10 protein-coding genes and 3 rRNA genes are annotated in these 17,192 nt (G+C 67.0%); 8 read left to right on the forward strand and 5 right to left on the reverse strand.

The genetic code is table 11. The features are described from left to right. Window positions 1-32 precede the first annotated feature (32 nt). The 4 genes from manA to ACZ9QC_RS25750 all read left to right on the forward strand — a co-directional run bounded on the left by manA (window position 33) and on the right by ACZ9QC_RS25750 (window position 4,933). A complete protein-coding gene (manA, locus tag ACZ9QC_RS25735; protein WP_472915277.1) occupies window positions 33-1,184 on the forward strand; it encodes a mannose-6-phosphate isomerase, class I in 1,152 nt (383 codons plus the stop codon). Window positions 1,185-1,382: 198 nt separating this feature from the next. Further along, complete coding sequence (locus ACZ9QC_RS25740) at window positions 1,383-2,360, forward strand: cation diffusion facilitator family transporter (RefSeq protein WP_472915278.1); 978 nt, start codon at window positions 1,383-1,385, stop codon at window positions 2,358-2,360. Window positions 2,361-2,713: 353 nt separating this feature from the next. After that, window positions 2,714-4,171, forward strand: coding sequence for an adenosylhomocysteinase (gene ahcY / locus ACZ9QC_RS25745; protein WP_472915279.1), 1,458 nt, complete (start codon window positions 2,714-2,716; stop codon window positions 4,169-4,171). Window positions 4,172-4,318: 147 nt separating this feature from the next. Beyond that, on the forward strand, window positions 4,319-4,933 hold the full coding sequence (locus tag ACZ9QC_RS25750) for a hypothetical protein (RefSeq protein ID WP_472915280.1): 615 nt from the start codon (window positions 4,319-4,321) through the stop codon (window positions 4,931-4,933). 22 nt (window positions 4,934-4,955) lie between these two features. Here ACZ9QC_RS25750 and ACZ9QC_RS25755 read toward each other — a convergent pair whose 3' ends face one another. Then, window positions 4,956-5,972, reverse strand: coding sequence for an RDD family protein (locus tag ACZ9QC_RS25755; RefSeq protein WP_472915281.1), 1,017 nt, complete (start codon window positions 5,970-5,972; stop codon window positions 4,956-4,958). 167 nt (window positions 5,973-6,139) lie between these two features. On the opposite strand from ACZ9QC_RS25755, the gene ACZ9QC_RS25760 reads away from it, so the two are divergent. From ACZ9QC_RS25760 to rrf, 4 genes are all read left to right on the forward strand, one after another. Beyond that, entirely contained in the window at window positions 6,140-7,147 is a 1,008-nt protein-coding gene (locus ACZ9QC_RS25760; protein WP_472915282.1) for a stage II sporulation protein M, read from the forward strand. Between the two features lie 599 nt (window positions 7,148-7,746). Next, window positions 7,747-9,272 (forward strand): 16S ribosomal RNA (locus tag ACZ9QC_RS25765). Between the two features lie 300 nt (window positions 9,273-9,572). Then, window positions 9,573-12,696, forward strand: a 23S ribosomal RNA gene (locus ACZ9QC_RS25770). Window positions 12,697-12,791: 95 nt separating this feature from the next. Continuing rightward, window positions 12,792-12,908: ribosomal RNA gene (gene rrf, locus ACZ9QC_RS25775) — 5S ribosomal RNA — on the forward strand. The 16S, 23S and 5S rRNA genes sit together here, the layout of an rRNA operon. 101 nt (window positions 12,909-13,009) lie before the next feature. Here the strand turns inward: rrf and ACZ9QC_RS25780 are convergent. Genes ACZ9QC_RS25780 through ACZ9QC_RS25795 form a run of 4 tightly spaced genes read right to left on the reverse strand, consistent with a single transcriptional unit; the run spans window position 13,010 to window position 17,188 of the window. Further along, window positions 13,010-14,320 carry a DUF58 domain-containing protein gene (locus tag ACZ9QC_RS25780; RefSeq protein ID WP_472915283.1) on the reverse strand — a complete coding sequence of 437 codons (1,311 nt, stop codon included), beginning with the start codon at window positions 14,318-14,320 and terminating at the stop codon, window positions 13,010-13,012. Beyond that, entirely contained in the window at window positions 14,320-15,309 is a 990-nt protein-coding gene (locus ACZ9QC_RS25785; RefSeq protein ID WP_472921810.1) for an AAA family ATPase, read from the reverse strand. The genes ACZ9QC_RS25780 and ACZ9QC_RS25785 overlap by 1 nt, the downstream gene beginning before the upstream one ends. Next, window positions 15,309-16,502 carry a DUF4350 domain-containing protein gene (locus tag ACZ9QC_RS25790; protein ID WP_472915284.1) on the reverse strand — a complete coding sequence of 398 codons (1,194 nt, stop codon included), beginning with the start codon at window positions 16,500-16,502 and terminating at the stop codon, window positions 15,309-15,311. Before ACZ9QC_RS25790 ends, ACZ9QC_RS25785 begins: the two co-directional genes overlap by 1 nt. After that, a complete protein-coding gene (locus ACZ9QC_RS25795) occupies window positions 16,499-17,188 on the reverse strand; it encodes a DUF4129 domain-containing protein (protein WP_472915285.1) in 690 nt (229 codons plus the stop codon). Before ACZ9QC_RS25795 ends, ACZ9QC_RS25790 begins: the two co-directional genes overlap by 4 nt. Window positions 17,189-17,192 lie beyond the last annotated feature (4 nt).

Here is a 17,192-nt window from a genome sequence, read left to right on the forward strand (position 1 = left end):
GCCGGCTCCCCACGTACGGAGAAACACACACCATGGACCGCCTCGACAACACCGTCCGCCCCTACGCCTGGGGCTCGACCACCGCCATCCCGGCGCTCCTCGGAGTGGCCCCCACCGGCGAGCCGCAGGCGGAGATGTGGATGGGAGCCCACCCCGGCGCCCCCTCGCGCACCGGACGCGGCCCCCTCACCGAGGTGATCGACGAGGCACCGGAACGCGAGCTGGGCACCCGGACCGTCGAGAAGTTCGGCCCCCGCCTCCCCTTCCTCCTGAAGCTCCTCGCCGCCGGCGCGCCCCTCTCCCTCCAGGTCCACCCCGACCTCGAACAGGCCAGGGAGGGGTACGAGGACGAGGAGCGGCGCGGCATCCCGATCGACGCGGGCCACCGCAACTACAAGGACGCCAACCACAAGCCGGAACTGATCTGCGCCCTCACGGAGTTCGACGGCCTGTGCGGCTTCCGTGAACCGCTGCAAGCCGCCGAGCTGCTGGACGCCCTCGACGTCGACTCCCTCAAGCCCTACGTCGACCTCCTGCACGCCCACCCCGAAGAGGCGGCGCTGCGCGAGGTGTTGACCGCCGTCCTGGGCGCCGACCCCGAGGAGATGGCCCACACCGTCACCGAGGCCGCGGCCGCCTGCGCCCGCCTCGGCGGCGCCCACGCCCCCTACGCCGACATCGCCCACCACTACCCGGGCGACCCAGGCGTCATCGCCGCCATGCTCCTCAACCACGTACGCCTGCAGCCCGGCGTGGCCCTGTTCCTGGGCGCCGGGATCCCCCACGCGTACCTGAACGGCCTCGGCGTCGAGATCATGGCCAACTCCGACAACGTGCTGCGCTGCGGCCTCACCCCCAAGCACGTCGACGTCCCCGAACTCCTGCGCATCGTCCGCTTCGAGGCGACCGACCCGGGTGTGCTGCGTCCGGAGGCGTCCCCCGACGGCGAAGAGGTCTACGAGACGCCCATCGACGAGTTCCGCCTCTCGCGCTTCGTCCTCCCCGAGGCCACCGCCCCGCACGACCTCACCCGCGCCACCCCGCAGATCCTTCTCTGCACGGCCGGTTCGGTCCGGGCGGGCGAACACACCCTCGCCCCCGGCGAGTCCGTCTTCGTACCGGCGGACGAGAAGGCCGAGGTGTCCGGCCCGGGCACGCTGTTCCGCGCGACCGTGATCGCGTGACGGCCTGACGTACCTCCGTTCCACGCCCCCTTCCGCTCCACCTCCCCGCCCGATCCACGACCCGACGCACCGACATGGGGCCGGGCTGCAACAATGCCCCCTGCAAAAGGCGGGCAAAGCCCGGCCGGTGACGGACCGAAGCGTGGGTACCCATCCCACGCGCAGACGTATGCGTAGGCGAAGGGACACCTCGGACACATGAGCGCGTCAGGCGGCACCAAGGCGATCGTGGCGGCACTCGCCGCCAACCTAGCGATCGCGGTAGCGAAGTTCGTGGCGTTCCTCTTCAGTAACTCGTCGTCGATGCTCGCCGAGTCCGTGCACTCGCTGGCCGACTCGGGCAACCAGGCCCTGCTGCTCCTCGGCGGCAAGAAGGCCAAGCGTGAGGCGACTGCCGAACACCCCTTCGGATACGGCCGCGAGCGCTACATCTACGCCTTCCTCGTCTCCATCGTCCTCTTCTCCGTCGGCGGCATGTTCGCCCTCTACGAGGGCTACGAGAAGATCAAGCACCCGCACGAGATCGAGGCCTGGTACTGGCCGGTCGGCGTCCTCGTCTTCGCGATCATCGCCGAGACCTTCTCCTTCCGGACCGCCATCAAGGAGTCCAACGTCCTGCGGGGCAACAAGTCCTGGACCGAGTTCGTCCGCCACGCCAAGGCCCCCGAGCTGCCGGTCGTCCTCCTGGAGGACCTCGGCGCCCTCGTCGGCCTGATCCTCGCCCTCGGCGGCGTCAGCCTCGCCCTGATCACCGGTGACGGCGTCTGGGACGGCATCGGCACCCTCTGCATCGGCGTCCTGCTCATCCTGATCGCGATCGTCCTCGCCGCCGAGACCAAGTCCCTCCTCCTCGGCGAGTCCGCCGGCGCCGAGGACGTCGAGAAGATCGCGCGGGCCGTCGTCGACGGCGACACCGTCACCCGCGTCATCCACATGCGGACCCTCCACCTCGGCCCCGAAGAGCTCCTCGTCGCCGCCAAGATCGCCGTCCAGCACGACGACACGGCCACCGAGGTGGCGAACGCCATCAACGCGGCCGAGGCCCGCATCCGCGAGGCCGTCCCGATCGCCCGCGTCATCTACCTGGAGCCCGACATCTACAGCGAGGCCGAAGCCTCCCGGGGCGCCGACCCCGAGGCCGCGCCCGGCGGCCCGACCGCTCCCGCCGAACACTGACCCACCGGCCCTATCGGGCCGTTCCACCAGGCACCGAACACCGGGGCCCGTCGCACGAACGACCGCGACGGGCCCCTGCCCGTTCCCCGCCGGACCGCTCTCTTCGGCTCGATCTGTACGCAGGCGGACTGGGGCAGGCCGAGCCAACCGGTGTAGCTTGGGACGGAGCCAGACGTCGCTGCTGATGGCGGTCGGGCGGTCCCCCTGCGGACCGACCGAGGGAGAGAGGGCCTCCGACGGACTGCGCTGCGCGCACGCGGGCATGCCCGTGTCTCCTTCGGGGCACCCCTGTGCCCGCCGCCGCGCAGACCAGCCCTACCCACCCTCGACCCGACACCGAGGAGCAGTTCGTAATGACGACTGTCGACAACCGGCAGGACTTCAAGGTCGCCGACATCTCCCTGGCCGCGTTCGGCCGCAAGGAGATCACCCTCGCCGAGCACGAGATGCCCGGTCTGATGGCGATCCGCAAGGAGTACGCCGAGTCCCAGCCGCTGGCCGGCGCCCGTGTCACCGGCTCCCTGCACATGACCGTGCAGACCGCTGTTCTCATCGAGACCCTGGTCGCCCTCGGCGCCCGGGTCCGCTGGGCCTCCTGCAACATCTTCTCCACCCAGGACCACGCCGCCGCCGCGATCGCGGTCGGCCCGAACGGCACGGTGGACAACCCCCAGGGCGTCCCGGTCTTCGCCTGGAAGGGCGAGACGCTGGAGGAGTACTGGTGGTGCACCGAGCAGGCGCTGACCTGGCCGGACAGCCCCACCGGCGGCCCGAACATGATCCTGGACGACGGCGGTGACGCCACCCTCCTGGTGCACAAGGGCGTCGAGTACGAGAAGGCCGGCGAGGTCCCGGCGGTCGACACCGCCGAGAACGAGGAGCACCGCGTCATCCTCGAACTCCTCAACCGCACCATCACCGAGGGCTCGCAGAAGTGGACCCAGCTCGCCTCGGAGATCCGCGGCGTGACCGAGGAGACCACCACCGGCGTCCACCGCCTGTACGAGATGCAGCGCGACGGTGTCCTGCTCTTCCCGGCGATCAACGTGAACGACGCCGTCACCAAGTCGAAGTTCGACAACAAGTACGGCTGCCGCCACTCCCTGATCGACGGCATCAACCGTGCCACCGATGTCCTCATCGGCGGCAAGACGGCCGTGGTCTGCGGCTACGGCGATGTCGGCAAGGGCTGCGCGGAGTCCCTGCGCGGTCAGGGCGCCCGTGTCATCGTCACCGAGATCGACCCGATCTGCGCCCTGCAGGCGGCGATGGACGGCTACCAGGTCACGACCCTCGACGAGGTCGTCGACAAGGCCGACATCTTCATCACCACGACCGGCAACAAGGACATCATCATGGCCTCGGACATGGCCAAGATGAAGCACCAGGCCATCGTCGGCAACATCGGCCACTTCGACAACGAGATCGACATGGCCGGTCTCGCCAAGGTCCCCGGCATCGTCAAGGACGAGGTCAAGCCGCAGGTCCACACCTGGACGTTCCCCGACGGCAAGGTGCTCATCGTGCTGTCCGAGGGCCGTCTGCTGAACCTGGGCAACGCCACCGGTCACCCGTCGTTCGTGATGTCCAACTCGTTCGCGGACCAGACCCTGGCCCAGATCGAGCTGTTCACCAAGCAGTCCGAGTACCCGATCGGCGTGTACACGCTGCCCAAGCACCTCGACGAGAAGGTCGCCCGCCTCCACCTCGACTCGCTCGGCGTGAAGCTCACGACCCTCCGTCCGGAGCAGGCCGCGTACATCGGCGTCGAGGTCGAGGGCCCGTACAAGTCGGACCACTACCGCTACTGATCCGCCCGGCGGTGGGTGCGTCGCACCTCGACGCACCCACCCAGGCAGAAGCACCCAGGCAGGCCCCCGCACCCCCGTGCCGGGGGCCTGCCCGTTCGGCGCCTCAGTCCCGTCGGCCGGACCCGCCCGTCAAGACCCAGGACCCCCATGCCCCGCGGCCGGTATTCGCTCCATGACCCGCACGACCACACCCTCCTCGCCGAGGAACACTTCCACTGCGCGCCCGGCCCTTCCGGCTGGCGCTATGTCTCCCAACTGACCGCCCCCTCCGGCGACCACGCCGGCTCCGTCGACCTGGCCATCGACGAACTCGGCCGCCCCATCCGCCTCGAACTCCACGCCGCGAGCTGGCAGGTCCGCGGCGCCGCCCTGGACGGCGTCACCTGGGTGCGCACCGATCCCACCGGCACGGAGGCCACCGAAGGCAATGTCCGCGCCCACGCCTTCACCGGCACCTCCCCGGCGTTCCTGATCGCCACCGCCCGCCTGCTGCGCCTCACCCCCTCCGCCCCGGCCACCCGCGTACGCCTCGTCGCCTTCACCGAGCCGGTCCTGGCACCGCGCACCCTCGACCAGTCCTGGGCCTTGATCGAAAGAGAAGCACACGCCACTGACAACGGCCCCCTGATGGTGGATGAATACCAGGTCACAGCCCTGGACACGGGCGAGCGGCACACCGTTCACATCGCGGGCGACGTCGTCCTGGCGGCACCCGGAATCGAGCTGGAGCACCTGGAGACACCGCCGTCCACGTTCGACTGAGGCGGGACTCGGCGGCGGGGAGTCAGGCGGGCGGGGCGAACCCGGTGCTCGGCGGCCGCTCGGGAGACAGCGCGTGCGGCGACTCGGGAGCGGGCGGGATGCCGGGGGCGGCCGGACCGGGAACGCCGGCGGCGGGCCCAGAGGGTGCGAGTGGGGATAGGGGTGCGGGACCTGCGGCTCCCGCGGGCGGCGCATACCCGAAGCCGCCCGCAGCGGGGGACGGGCCACCAGCGGCCGGGGCCGGACCACCCGCAACGGCACCCACACCAGCACCCGAACCCACCCCGGCCGTGCCCTGGAAGGCCTGGCGAGCCTCCCGGGCCTGCCGCTCGTGCACCACGGCCGCCAGATACGCGCCCGGCGGCACCCCGTAGGGCGCCGGAGCCCCGGTACGGGCCGCGAGGTCAGAGGCGAGACGTTCCGCCATGGCCGCGCCGACGTGCGGGTCCAGCTGCCGCATCCGCGTCAGGTACTGGCGGATGGCCAGCCACAGCCCGTCCGGCACGGCGGAGAGGTCGAGCGCGGAGAACCGTCCCGCGAGCCACGGCGGGGGCGGCGGCACGAACGCCGCCCGCCCGGCCGGAACCCGCTCCCGCACGACCAAGGTCCCCGCGAACACGTCACCCAGCCGACGCCCGCGCGCCGACGCGAGCGAGGCGATGCAGGCGACGACCCCGAACGTCATCAGGATCTCGACCACCCCGACCGCCCCGCGCACCAGCGCGTGCCTGAACCGGATCGGTCCCCCGTCGTCGCGCACCACCCGCAGCCCGCAGGCGAGCTTCCCCAGCGAACGCCCATGGCTCAGCGTCTCGACCGCGATCGGCCCACCCACCAGGACGAGCAGGAAGCTCGCGATGGATATCGCCGTCTGCGCCGCCTCGTCCAGACCGGCCGTCGACAGCACCAGGACCAGGACCACCGCGAGGTAGACGACCACGGCCACGACCAGGTCGAGCAGCACGGCCAGCGCTCGGCTCGGCAGCTTCGCGGGACGCAGCTCCAGCGCCACCGCCTCGCCCGTCACTAGCTCACTCACACCCGTAGTCCCTTCCGGATTCATCCCCTGACCTGCCCCGAGAGTGGCCAGTCTGCCAAGCTGAGGGCATATCGCGCCCCAGTACGACCAGTACGACCAGTGCGATGAGTAGGACCAGCGCGACAAGCCGGCACGCAGTGCGAGAGGGACAAGGAGCAGCACACCCGATGGACCTCGATGTCTTCGTGTCAGCCCATCGTGCCGAGTGGGACCGCCTCGACGCCCTGCTCCGCCGCCAGCGCCGCCTCGACGGAGCCGAGGTCGACGAACTCGTCACCCTCTACCAGCGCACCGCCACCCACCTCTCACTGATCCAGTCGAGCGTTCCGGACCCGCAGCTCACCGGGCGCCTCAGCCAACTGGTGGCACGCGCGCGCAGCGCCGTCACGGGAAACCGGCGCGCCTCCTGGCGCGACGTCACCCGCTTCCTGACCCATGGCTTCCCCGCAGCGGTGTACCGCTCCCGTCACTGGTGGGTCCCCACAGCCCTGCTCTCCACCCTCGTCGCCGTGCTCCTGGGGTGGTGGATCGGTACCCATCCGGAAGTCCAGGCCGGCATCGCCGCCCCGGACGCGCTCCGCGAGATGACCCGACCCGGTGGTCAGTACGAGACGTACTACTCCAGCCACCCCGCCGCGTCCTTCGCGGCCCAGGTGTGGACGAACAACGCCCAGGCCGCCGCGATGTGCCTGGTCCTGGGGATCTTCCTCGGCCTGCCGGTCCTCTGGATCCTGCTCCTGAACATGCTCAACCTTGGCGTCGGCATCGGCCTGATGACCTCGGCCGGCCGTCTCGACGTCTTCCTCGGCCTGATCCTCCCGCACGGCCTGCTGGAACTGACCGCCGTCTTCGTGGCAGCCGGCACCGGGCTGCGGCTCGGCTGGACCGTCATCGATCCCGGGCCCCGCACCCGCCGGTCCGCCCTGGCCGAGGAGGGGCGAGCCGCCCTCGGGATGGCGATAGGCCTGGCCCTGGTCCTCTTCGTGTCCGGCGCCATCGAAGGCTTCGTCACTCCGTCCGGCCTCCCCACCTGGGCCCGCATCAGCATCGGCGTCCTCGCCGAGCTCGCCTTCCTCGCGTACGTGTACGTCCTGGGTGGGCGCGCCGTCCGGGCCGGTGACACGGGCGATGTCGAGGAGCACGAACGCAGCGCCGCGGTCCCTACCGCCGCCTGATGTGCATCCACCCCCGTCGGGCTGTTAGTCTCCTCTTCGTTCCCGCGAGAGCCGTTGACACGGCCGATGTGGGGAGGTAGATTAGAACAGTTGCCTAGAGGTGGTCATACCCCAGGGGCGGCCGTGAAAAATCTACCGACTCCTTGTGAATGCAACATTCCCGAGCGAGTCCACCCGATGAATCAGGAACGCAGGGCCGGTAAGTCCGGTCAAAAACTTCTGATAAAGTCGGACTCACCGAAAGAAAGCCGCAAGGCAATCAATTAGGTAAGGCCCTCCAACGGCCACCGGAAAAGAATTCCGACCGGAAACGGAACGGAAAACGGATCTGGTAAGGTTGGAAACGCAAGACAGCAAGACCGAAGGGAAACTGCCCGGAGGAAAGCCCGAGAACAGCTTGGGTGAGTACAAAGGAAGCGTCCGTTCCTTGAGAACTCAACAGCGTGCCAAAAATCAACGCCAGATATGTTGATACCCCGTCTCCAGCATCTGCTGGGACGAGGTTCCTTTGAAACAAACACAGCGAGGATGCTGTGAACCATCGGATTATTCCTCCGGTGGTTCCGCTCTCGTGGTGTCGACCCGATCACGGGTAAACATTCACGGAGAGTTTGATCCTGGCTCAGGACGAACGCTGGCGGCGTGCTTAACACATGCAAGTCGAACGATGAACCACTTCGGTGGGGATTAGTGGCGAACGGGTGAGTAACACGTGGGCAATCTGCCCTTCACTCTGGGACAAGCCCTGGAAACGGGGTCTAATACCGGATACGACACTCTCGGGCATCCGATGAGTGTGGAAAGCTCCGGCGGTGAAGGATGAGCCCGCGGCCTATCAGCTTGTTGGTGAGGTAACGGCTCACCAAGGCGACGACGGGTAGCCGGCCTGAGAGGGCGACCGGCCACACTGGGACTGAGACACGGCCCAGACTCCTACGGGAGGCAGCAGTGGGGAATATTGCACAATGGGCGAAAGCCTGATGCAGCGACGCCGCGTGAGGGATGACGGCCTTCGGGTTGTAAACCTCTTTCAGCAGGGAAGAAGCGAAAGTGACGGTACCTGCAGAAGAAGCGCCGGCTAACTACGTGCCAGCAGCCGCGGTAATACGTAGGGCGCGAGCGTTGTCCGGAATTATTGGGCGTAAAGAGCTCGTAGGCGGTCTGTCGCGTCGGATGTGAAAGCCCGGGGCTTAACCCCGGGTCTGCATTCGATACGGGCAGACTAGAGTGTGGTAGGGGAGATCGGAATTCCTGGTGTAGCGGTGAAATGCGCAGATATCAGGAGGAACACCGGTGGCGAAGGCGGATCTCTGGGCCATTACTGACGCTGAGGAGCGAAAGCGTGGGGAGCGAACAGGATTAGATACCCTGGTAGTCCACGCCGTAAACGGTGGGAACTAGGTGTTGGCGACATTCCACGTCGTCGGTGCCGCAGCTAACGCATTAAGTTCCCCGCCTGGGGAGTACGGCCGCAAGGCTAAAACTCAAAGGAATTGACGGGGGCCCGCACAAGCAGCGGAGCATGTGGCTTAATTCGACGCAACGCGAAGAACCTTACCAAGGCTTGACATACACCGGAAACGGCCAGAGATGGTCGCCCCCTTGTGGTCGGTGTACAGGTGGTGCATGGCTGTCGTCAGCTCGTGTCGTGAGATGTTGGGTTAAGTCCCGCAACGAGCGCAACCCTTGTTCTGTGTTGCCAGCATGCCCTTCGGGGTGATGGGGACTCACAGGAGACTGCCGGGGTCAACTCGGAGGAAGGTGGGGACGACGTCAAGTCATCATGCCCCTTATGTCTTGGGCTGCACACGTGCTACAATGGCAGGTACAATGAGCTGCGATGCCGTGAGGCGGAGCGAATCTCAAAAAGCCTGTCTCAGTTCGGATTGGGGTCTGCAACTCGACCCCATGAAGTCGGAGTTGCTAGTAATCGCAGATCAGCAGTGCTGCGGTGAATACGTTCCCGGGCCTTGTACACACCGCCCGTCACGTCACGAAAGTCGGTAACACCCGAAGCCGGTGGCCCAACCCGTAAGGGAGGGAGCTGTCGAAGGTGGGACTGGCGATTGGGACGAAGTCGTAACAAGGTAGCCGTACCGGAAGGTGCGGCTGGATCACCTCCTTTCTAAGGAGCATCTAGATCTCGCAAGAGATCCAGGGCCACAACGTCGGCGAACGTCCGACGGTGGTTGCTCATGGGTGGAACGTTGATTATTCGGCCGGTTTCACGGGCCGGAGGCTGTTAGTACTGCTCGCAAGAGCGTGGAAAACATGATCTCCGGACGGGACCCGGTCGGGCACGCTGTTGGGTGTCTGAGGGAATGAACTTCCTTCAGTGCCGGCCCCAGTGCACTCGAACCGCTGGTTCGGGGTGATGGGTGGTTGGTCGTTGTTTGAGAACTGCACAGTGGACGCGAGCATCTGTGGCCAAGTTTTTAAGGGCGCACGGTGGATGCCTTGGCACCAGGAACCGATGAAGGACGTGGGAGGCCACGATAGGCCCCGGGGAGTCGTCAACCAGGCTTTGATCCGGGGGTGTCCGAATGGGGAAACCCGGCAGTCGTCATGGGCTGTCACCCGCTGCTGAACACATAGGCAGTGTGGAGGGAACGCGGGGAAGTGAAACATCTCAGTACCCGCAGGAAGAGAAAACAACCGTGATTCCGGGAGTAGTGGCGAGCGAAACTGGATGAGGCCAAACCGTATGCGTGTGAGACCCGGCAGGGGTTGCGTATACGGGGTTGTGGGATCTCTCTTCTGTTGTCTGCCGGCAACAGGACGAGTCAGAAACCGTTGATGTAGGCGAAGGACATGCGAAAGGTCCGGCGTAGAGGGTAAGACCCCCGTAGCTGAAACGTCAACGGCTCGTTTGAGAGACACCCAAGTAGCACGGGGCCCGAGAAATCCCGTGTGAATCTGGCGGGACCACCCGCTAAGCCTAAATATTCCCTGGTGACCGATAGCGGATAGTACCGTGAGGGAATGGTGAAAAGTACCGCGGGAGCGGAGTGAAATAGTACCTGAAACCGTGTGCCTACAAGCCGTGGGAGCGTCGGACATCAAGCTTGCTTGGTGTCTCGTGACTGCGTGCCTTTTGAAGAATGAGCCTGCGAGTTTGCGGTGTGTTGCGAGGTTAACCCGGGTGGGGTAGCCGTAGCGAAAGCGAGTCCGAACAGGGCGGTTTTAGTAGCACGCTCAAGACCCGAAGCGGAGTGATCTAGCCATGGGCAGGTTGAAGCGGAGGTAAGACTTCGTGGAGGACCGAACCCACCAGGGTTGAAAACCTGGGGGATGACCTGTGGTTAGGGGTGAAAGGCCAATCAAACTCCGTGATAGCTGGTTCTCCCCGAAATGCATTTAGGTGCAGCGTCGTGTGTTTCTTGCCGGAGGTAGAGCACTGGATAGGCGATGGGCCCTACCGGGTTACTGACCTTAGCCAAACTCCGAATGCCGGTAAGTGAGAGCGCGGCAGTGAGACTGTGGGGGATAAGCTCCATGGTCGAGAGGGAAACAGCCCAGAGCATCGACTAAGGCCCCTAAGCGTACGCTAAGTGGGAAAGGATGTGGAGTCGCAGAGACAACCAGGAGGTTGGCTTAGAAGCAGCCACCCTTGAAAGAGTGCGTAATAGCTCACTGGTCTAGTGATTCCGCGCCGACAATGTAGCGGGGCTCAAGCGTACCGCCGAAGTCGTGTCATTCCAGCATGAGGGCCAACGCCCGCTGGGATGGGTAGGGGAGCGTCGTGTGCCGGGTGAAGCAGCCGCGGAAGCGAGTTGTGGACGGTTCACGAGTGAGAATGCAGGCATGAGTAGCGATACAAACGTGAGAAACGTTTGCGCCGATTGACCAAGGGTTCCTGGGTCAAGCTGATCTGCCCAGGGTAAGTCGGGACCTAAGGCGAGGCCGACAGGCGTAGTCGATGGATAACCGGTTGATATTCCGGTACCCGCTGTGAAGCGTCAAACATTGAACCAGGCGATGCTAAGTCCGTGAAGCCGCCCCGGATCCTTCGGGTGAAGGGGAGTGGTGGAGCCGACGAACCAGACTTGCAGTAGGTGAGTGATGGGGTGACGCAGGAAGGTAGTCCATCCCGGGCGGTGGTTGTCCCGGGGTAAGGGTGTAGGACGGTGTGTAGGTAAATCCGCACGCCATTAAGTCTGAGACCTGATGCCGAGCCGATTGTGGTGAAGTGGATGATCCTATGCTGTCGAGAAAAGCCTCTAGCGAGTTTCATGGCGGCCCGTACCCTAAACCGACTCAGGTGGTCTGGTAGAGAATACCGAGGCGTTCGGGTGAACTATGGTTAAGGAACTCGGCAAAATGCCCCCGTAACTTCGGGAGAAGGGGGGCCACACCTGGTGATCCGATTTACTCGGTGAGCTGGGGGTGGCCGCAGAGACCAGCGAGAAGCGACTGTTTACTAAAAACACAGGTCCGTGCGAAGCCGTAAGGCGATGTATACGGACTGACGCCTGCCCGGTGCTGGAACGTTAAGGGGACCGGTTAGTCACTCTTCGGGGTGGCGAAGCTGAGAACTTAAGCGCCAGTAAACGGCGGTGGTAACTATAACCATCCTAAGGTAGCGAAATTCCTTGTCGGGTAAGTTCCGACCTGCACGAATGGCGTAACGACTTCTCGACTGTCTCAACCATAGGCCCGGTGAAATTGCACTACGAGTAAAGATGCTCGTTTCGCGCAGCAGGACGGAAAGACCCCGGGACCTTTACTACAGTTTGATATTGGTGTTCGGTTCGGCTTGTGTAGGATAGCTGGGAGACTGTGAAGCTCGGACGCCAGTTCGGGTGGAGTCGTCGTTGAAATACCAGTCTGGTCGTGCTGGATGTCTAACCCGGGTCCGTGATCCGGATCGGGGACAGTGTCTGATGGGTAGTTTAACTGGGGCGGTTGCCTCCCAAAGGGTAACGGAGGCGCCCAAAGGTTCCCTCAGCCTGGTTGGCAATCAGGTGGTGAGTGTAAGTGCACAAGGGAGCTTGACTGTGAGACCGACGGGTCGAGCAGGGACGAAAGTCGGGACTAGTGATCCGGCGGTGGCTTGTGGAAGCGCCGTCGCTCAACGGATAAAAGGTACCCCGGGGATAACAGGCTGATCTTCCCCAAGAGTCCATATCGACGGGATGGTTTGGCACCTCGATGTCGGCTCGTCGCATCCTGGGGCTGGAGTCGGTCCCAAGGGTTGGGCTGTTCGCCCATTAAAGCGGTACGCGAGCTGGGTTTAGAACGTCGTGAGACAGTTCGGTCCCTATCCGCTGCGCGCGCAGGAATATTGAGAAGGGCTGTCCCTAGTACGAGAGGACCGGGACGGACGAACCTCTGGTGTGCCAGTTGTTCTGCCAAGGGCATGGCTGGTTGGCTACGTTCGGGAGGGATAACCGCTGAAAGCATCTAAGCGGGAAGCCTGCTTCGAGATGAGTATTCCCACCCACTTGATGGGGTAAGGCTCCCAGTAGACGACTGGGTTGATAGGCCAGATATGGAAGCCTGGTAACGGGTGGAGTTGACTGGTACTAATAGGCCGAGGGCTTGTCCTCAGTTGCTCGCGTCCACTGTGTTGGTTCTGAAACCACGAACAACCCCATGCCTCATGGTCACGAGGGATGGTGCGGTATTCACAGTTTCATAGTGTTTCGGTGGTCATAGCGTGAGGGAAACGCCCGGTTACATTCCGAACCCGGAAGCTAAGCCTTACAGCGCCGATGGTACTGCAGGGGGGACCCTGTGGGAGAGTAGGACGCCGCCGAACAATTTTTGAGAAAGCCCCTGCCGGGTGACCGGCGGGGGCTTTCTGCATTTACGGGCCCTTTCCGGGATTCCCTCTCCCGTGGGAATGAACGGGAATGGGAGCTAGAGGCGCCCGGCTGCCTTCAATGACAGGTAGGCGTCTGCCAGAGCCGGCGGCAGGTTGTCCGGGGTCGCATCGACGACCGTGACGCCGTGGCGACGCAGTTGATCGGCGGTGCGGTGGCGGTCCGCTTGGGCCTGGGCGGCCGCGGCGGCCTCGTAGACCGCATCCGTGGTGCCTCGGGAGTTCGCCATGCGGGCGATGTGCGGATCGGCCACGGAGGCCACCACGACCGTATGGCGTTGGGTGAGGCGGGACAGGACGGGGAGGAGGCCCTGTTCGACAGGGGCCGCGTCGAGGGTGGTGAGGAGGACGATCAGGGCTCGGCGGGGTGCCGTACGGAGCGCGGTGGCGGTGAGGCCCCGGGCGTCCGTTTCGACGAGTTCGGGTTCCAGCAGAGCCATGGCGTTGACCAGGGACGGAAGGACGTCTCCCGCTGTGCGGCCCTGGACGAGGGCGCGTACGCGACGGTCGTAGGCCAGCAGGTCCACGCGGTCGCCGGCCCGGGAGGCGAGCGCGGCCAGGAGCAGGGCCGCGTCCAGGGAGGCGTCGAGGCGGGGGGCGTCGCCCACACGAGCCGCCGAGGTTCGGCCGGTGTCCAGGACGAGCAGGATGTGGCGGTCGCGTTCGGGACGCCAGGTGCGTACGGCCACCGATGACTGTCGGGCTGTGGCGCGCCAGTCGATGGAGCGGGTGTCGTCGCCGGGGATGTACTCGCGGAGGCTGTCGAACTCCGTGCCCTCGCCTCGGGTCAGGACGCTGGTGCGGCCGTCCAGTTCGCGCAGGCGGGCCAGTTTGGACGGCAGGTGCTTGCGGCTGGTGAACGGGGGCAGCACCCGTACGGTCCAGGGCGCTCGGTGGCTGCCCTGGCGGGCGAAGAGGCCGAGGGGGCCGTACGAGCGGATCGTGACCCTGTCCGCCTGGCGGTCTCCCCGTCGAGTGGGGCGCAGGCGGGTGGTGACGCGACGGCGCTCGCCCGGGGGGATCGTGAGGCGATGGCGGGACGCGGCCACCTCGGTGCCGGGGAGCCAGCTGCTGGGGGGCCAGGCGTCGCGGAGGTGGGCGCGCAGGGGCCGGCCGGAGGGATTGGTGACCGTGAGGGTGACGTCCGCGGTCTCGCCCAGGCGTGCGGAGGTGTCGCCGGAGCGCAGGAGGCCCAGGCGGCGCACGGGTGCGGCCAGGGCGTAGTCGCAGGCGCAGGCCAGGGCCAGCGGGGCGTTAACGGCCAGGATGCCCGTCCAGCTGGGTTCCCAGATGCCGACGGGGAGGGTGCCGAGGGCCGCGAGGAGCGCGGCACGTCCGGTGGGGGCCATCAGCGGGGCACGGGGACGTGGGCGAGGATCGCGTTGATGACCGAGTCGGCCGTCACGCCCTCCATCTCGGCCTCGGGGCGGAGTTGGACGCGGTGGCGCAGGGTCGGGAGCGCGAGCGCCTTCACGTCGTCGGGGATGACGTAGTCGCGGCCCGTCAGCCAGGCCCAGGCGCGGGACGCCGCGAGGAGAGCAGTGGCGCCTCGGGGGGACACGCCGAGGGTGAGGGACGGGGATTCGCGGGTGGCGCGGCAGATGTCCACCACGTAGGCGGTGATCTCGGGGGAGATCGTCGTCTTGGCAACGGCGGCGCGGGCGGCTTCGAGGTCGGCCGCGTTCGCGACGGGGCGTACGCCGGCGGCGCGCAGGTCGCGGGGGTTGAAGCCCTCGGCGTGCCGGGTGAGGACGTCGATCTCGTCCTGCCGGGACGGGAGGGGGACCGTCAGTTTGAGGAGAAAACGGTCCAGTTGGGCTTCGGGGAGGGGATAGGTGCCCTCGTACTCGACGGGGTTCTGGGTCGCGGCGACCAGGAACGGGTCCGGGAGCAGGCGGGGTGTGCCGTCGACCGTGACCTGGCGTTCCTCCATGGCCTCCAGCAGGGAGGACTGGGTCTTCGGCGGGGTGCGGTTGATCTCGTCCGCGAGGAGGAGGTTGGTGAAGACCGGGCCGGGCTGGAAGGAGAACTCGGCGGTGCGGGTGTCGTAGACGAGGGAGCCGGTGACGTCGCTCGGCATCAGGTCCGGGGTGAACTGGACGCGCTTGGTGTCGAGATCGAGCGCGGCTGCGAGAGCCCGCACGAGCAATGTCTTGGCCACCCCGGGGACTCCTTCCAGCAGGACGTGTCCGCGGCAGAGGAGGGCGACGACGAGACCGGTCACGGCGGGGTCCTGGCCGACCACGGCTTTGGCGATCTCGGCGCGCAGGGCCTCCAGGGAGGCACGGGCGGTGCCCGGGTCCCCGGTGGTCCCGGCGTTGTCAGTGGTCGGGTCCATCATGAACGGCGTACCTCTCTTTCGAGGGCGTCGAGTTGGTCGGTCAGGGCGATGAGGGCCTTGTCGTCGCCGGGTGGCGGGCCGAAGAGGAGGGTGTGCAGGCGCTGTCCGTCGCCGTGGAGGTGCGTGGACAGGGCGGGGAGCAGGGCCTCGGGCGTGTGGGCCCGGGAGACAGGGACACCTACGAGGGGGGCGAGGCGCGTGCGGGTGGTGGAGCGAAGAGCGGCGGCCGCGCGGTCGCGGGCGTTGGCCTTGCGGTAGAGGCGGGCGCGGCCTTCGACGGTCTCGGAGGCGCGGATCGCGACGGGGAGTTTCTCGGGCACCAGGGGGCCCAGTCGGCGTGCCCGCCAGAGGGCGGCGAGCACTCCGGCGACGAAGAGCTGCAGGGTGCCCCAGAACCAGCCCGAGGGGAGCAGGTCGAAGAAGCTGCGGTTGCCCGCGTCGGGGGCCGAGTCGTCGGAGAGCGAGGGGAGGTACCAGATCACATGGGGGCGCGAGCCGAGGAGTTGGAGGGCGAGGGAGGCGTTGCCCTGCTCGTCGAGGCTGCTGTTGAGGAGGATGTCGGGGGCGCCGAGGACGATGGTGTCACCGTCTCCCTCGGCCGCCGGGACGCGTACCAGGGTGGGCAGGCCGACCTCGGGGTAGCAGGTGTCGGCGGCTCGCGCGGTGACGTGGTAGCGGAGCCCGCCGGTGTCGGCGCTGCCCGCGCGGCGGGCGGCGGGCAGTTCGCAGCGGGGCGTGAGGGTGGAGTCGAGGCTGAGGGCCGCGTCGGCGGTGACTCCGGGGGCGAGGGTGTGCACGGACGGCGGGCCGGGGGCGACGAGGATCGTGCGGCCGCCGGAGGCCTCGGTCGCCTCGCGCAGGCGGCGCTGCTGCGATTCGGTGAGCAGGTCGGGGACGGCGACCAGGAGGGTGGTGTCGGGGCCGGCGGCGGCGCGTGCCTCGTCGAGGGTCGTGACCAGTCGGGTGGACACGCCCCGGTCGTCCAGGAGTTCGGCGACGGCTCGGCTGCCGTCGGTGTCGGCGGAGCGGGGGTCCAGGCGGCCGTGTTCCGCGCCGGAGCGGATCACGGCGATCACGGCGGCGGCCGCCAGGAGGACGACCGCCGCGAGGACGACACCGCGCGCGCGGGTCCACACCTGACGGGCCGTGGGCGAGACCGAGGTGGAGGGGGCCGTGGTCCCGGTGGTCATTCGGCGGCTCCCGGGTGGGTGTTCCGGGCCGTGCTCGTGGCGCCGGGGGTGCTGTGCGCCGGGGCGGGCCTGGTGCGCTCCAGGTCGGTGTCGAGGTCGGCGAGGCGGCGGTACGTTCCTTCGGCGGCGGATCGGCCGCCGTACGTGACGTCGTCGAAGTCCCGGGCGGCGGTGTGCAGTCGGTCCGCGTGGGCGGGGAGCACCGAGCCCGCCTCGGAGGCCGCCTCGTCGGCGGTGCGGCCCGGGCGTACGTCGAGCAGGGCGCGTTCCTCCAGGGAGCGGACGACGGCGCGCATGCGTTCCTGGACGGCCTGGTTCCAGTGGCCCTGGGCGGCCTGTGCCTCGGCGGCGGCGCGATGTTCCGCGGCGCTGCGCGGCCGGTCGTCGAAGAGCACGGCGGAGGAGGCGGGGGCGCGGCGCGGGGTGCCGAGGCGCCACCACAGTGCTCCGAGGAGGGCGAGGACGGCCAGGACGATGACGACGAGGCCGAGTGTGCCGCCGGGTGTGGCGGTCGAGGCGGCACCGAACACCTTGTCGAGCCAGTCCCAGAAGGCGTCCAGGGCGCGCTCGTACCAGCTGGGGTCGTTCTGGTGGTACATGCCCTTGGACAGCTCGCGTCGGGCCGCCTCCCGCGCGGGATCGCGCGGGAGGGTGATGGGCGGCTCGTCCGCCGTGAGCCACGACATCGGT

Source organism: Streptomyces sp. HUAS MS02 (assembly GCF_055702265.1).

Bases quoted from the DNA above. Each gene is read 5' to 3' on its own strand.
- manA (WP_472915277.1), top strand. From the start codon at position 33: ATGGACCGCCTCGACAACACCGTCCGCCCCTACGCCTGGGGCTCGACC.
- ACZ9QC_RS25740 (WP_472915278.1), top strand. From the start codon at position 1,383: ATGAGCGCGTCAGGCGGCACCAAGGCGATCGTGGCGGCACTCGCCGCC.
- ahcY (WP_472915279.1), top strand. From the start codon at position 2,714: ATGACGACTGTCGACAACCGGCAGGACTTCAAGGTCGCCGACATCTCC.
- ACZ9QC_RS25750 (WP_472915280.1), top strand. From the start codon at position 4,319: ATGCCCCGCGGCCGGTATTCGCTCCATGACCCGCACGACCACACCCTC.
- ACZ9QC_RS25760 (WP_472915282.1), top strand. From the start codon at position 6,140: ATGGACCTCGATGTCTTCGTGTCAGCCCATCGTGCCGAGTGGGACCGC.
- ACZ9QC_RS25780 (WP_472915283.1), bottom strand. From the start codon at position 14,320: ATGGCCCCCACCGGACGTGCCGCGCTCCTCGCGGCCCTCGGCACCCTC.
- ACZ9QC_RS25785 (WP_472921810.1), bottom strand. From the start codon at position 15,309: ATGGACCCGACCACTGACAACGCCGGGACCACCGGGGACCCGGGCACC.
- ACZ9QC_RS25790 (WP_472915284.1), bottom strand. From the start codon at position 16,502: ATGACCACCGGGACCACGGCCCCCTCCACCTCGGTCTCGCCCACGGCC.
- ACZ9QC_RS25795 (WP_472915285.1), bottom strand. From the start codon at position 17,188: ATGTCGTGGCTCACGGCGGACGAGCCGCCCATCACCCTCCCGCGCGAT.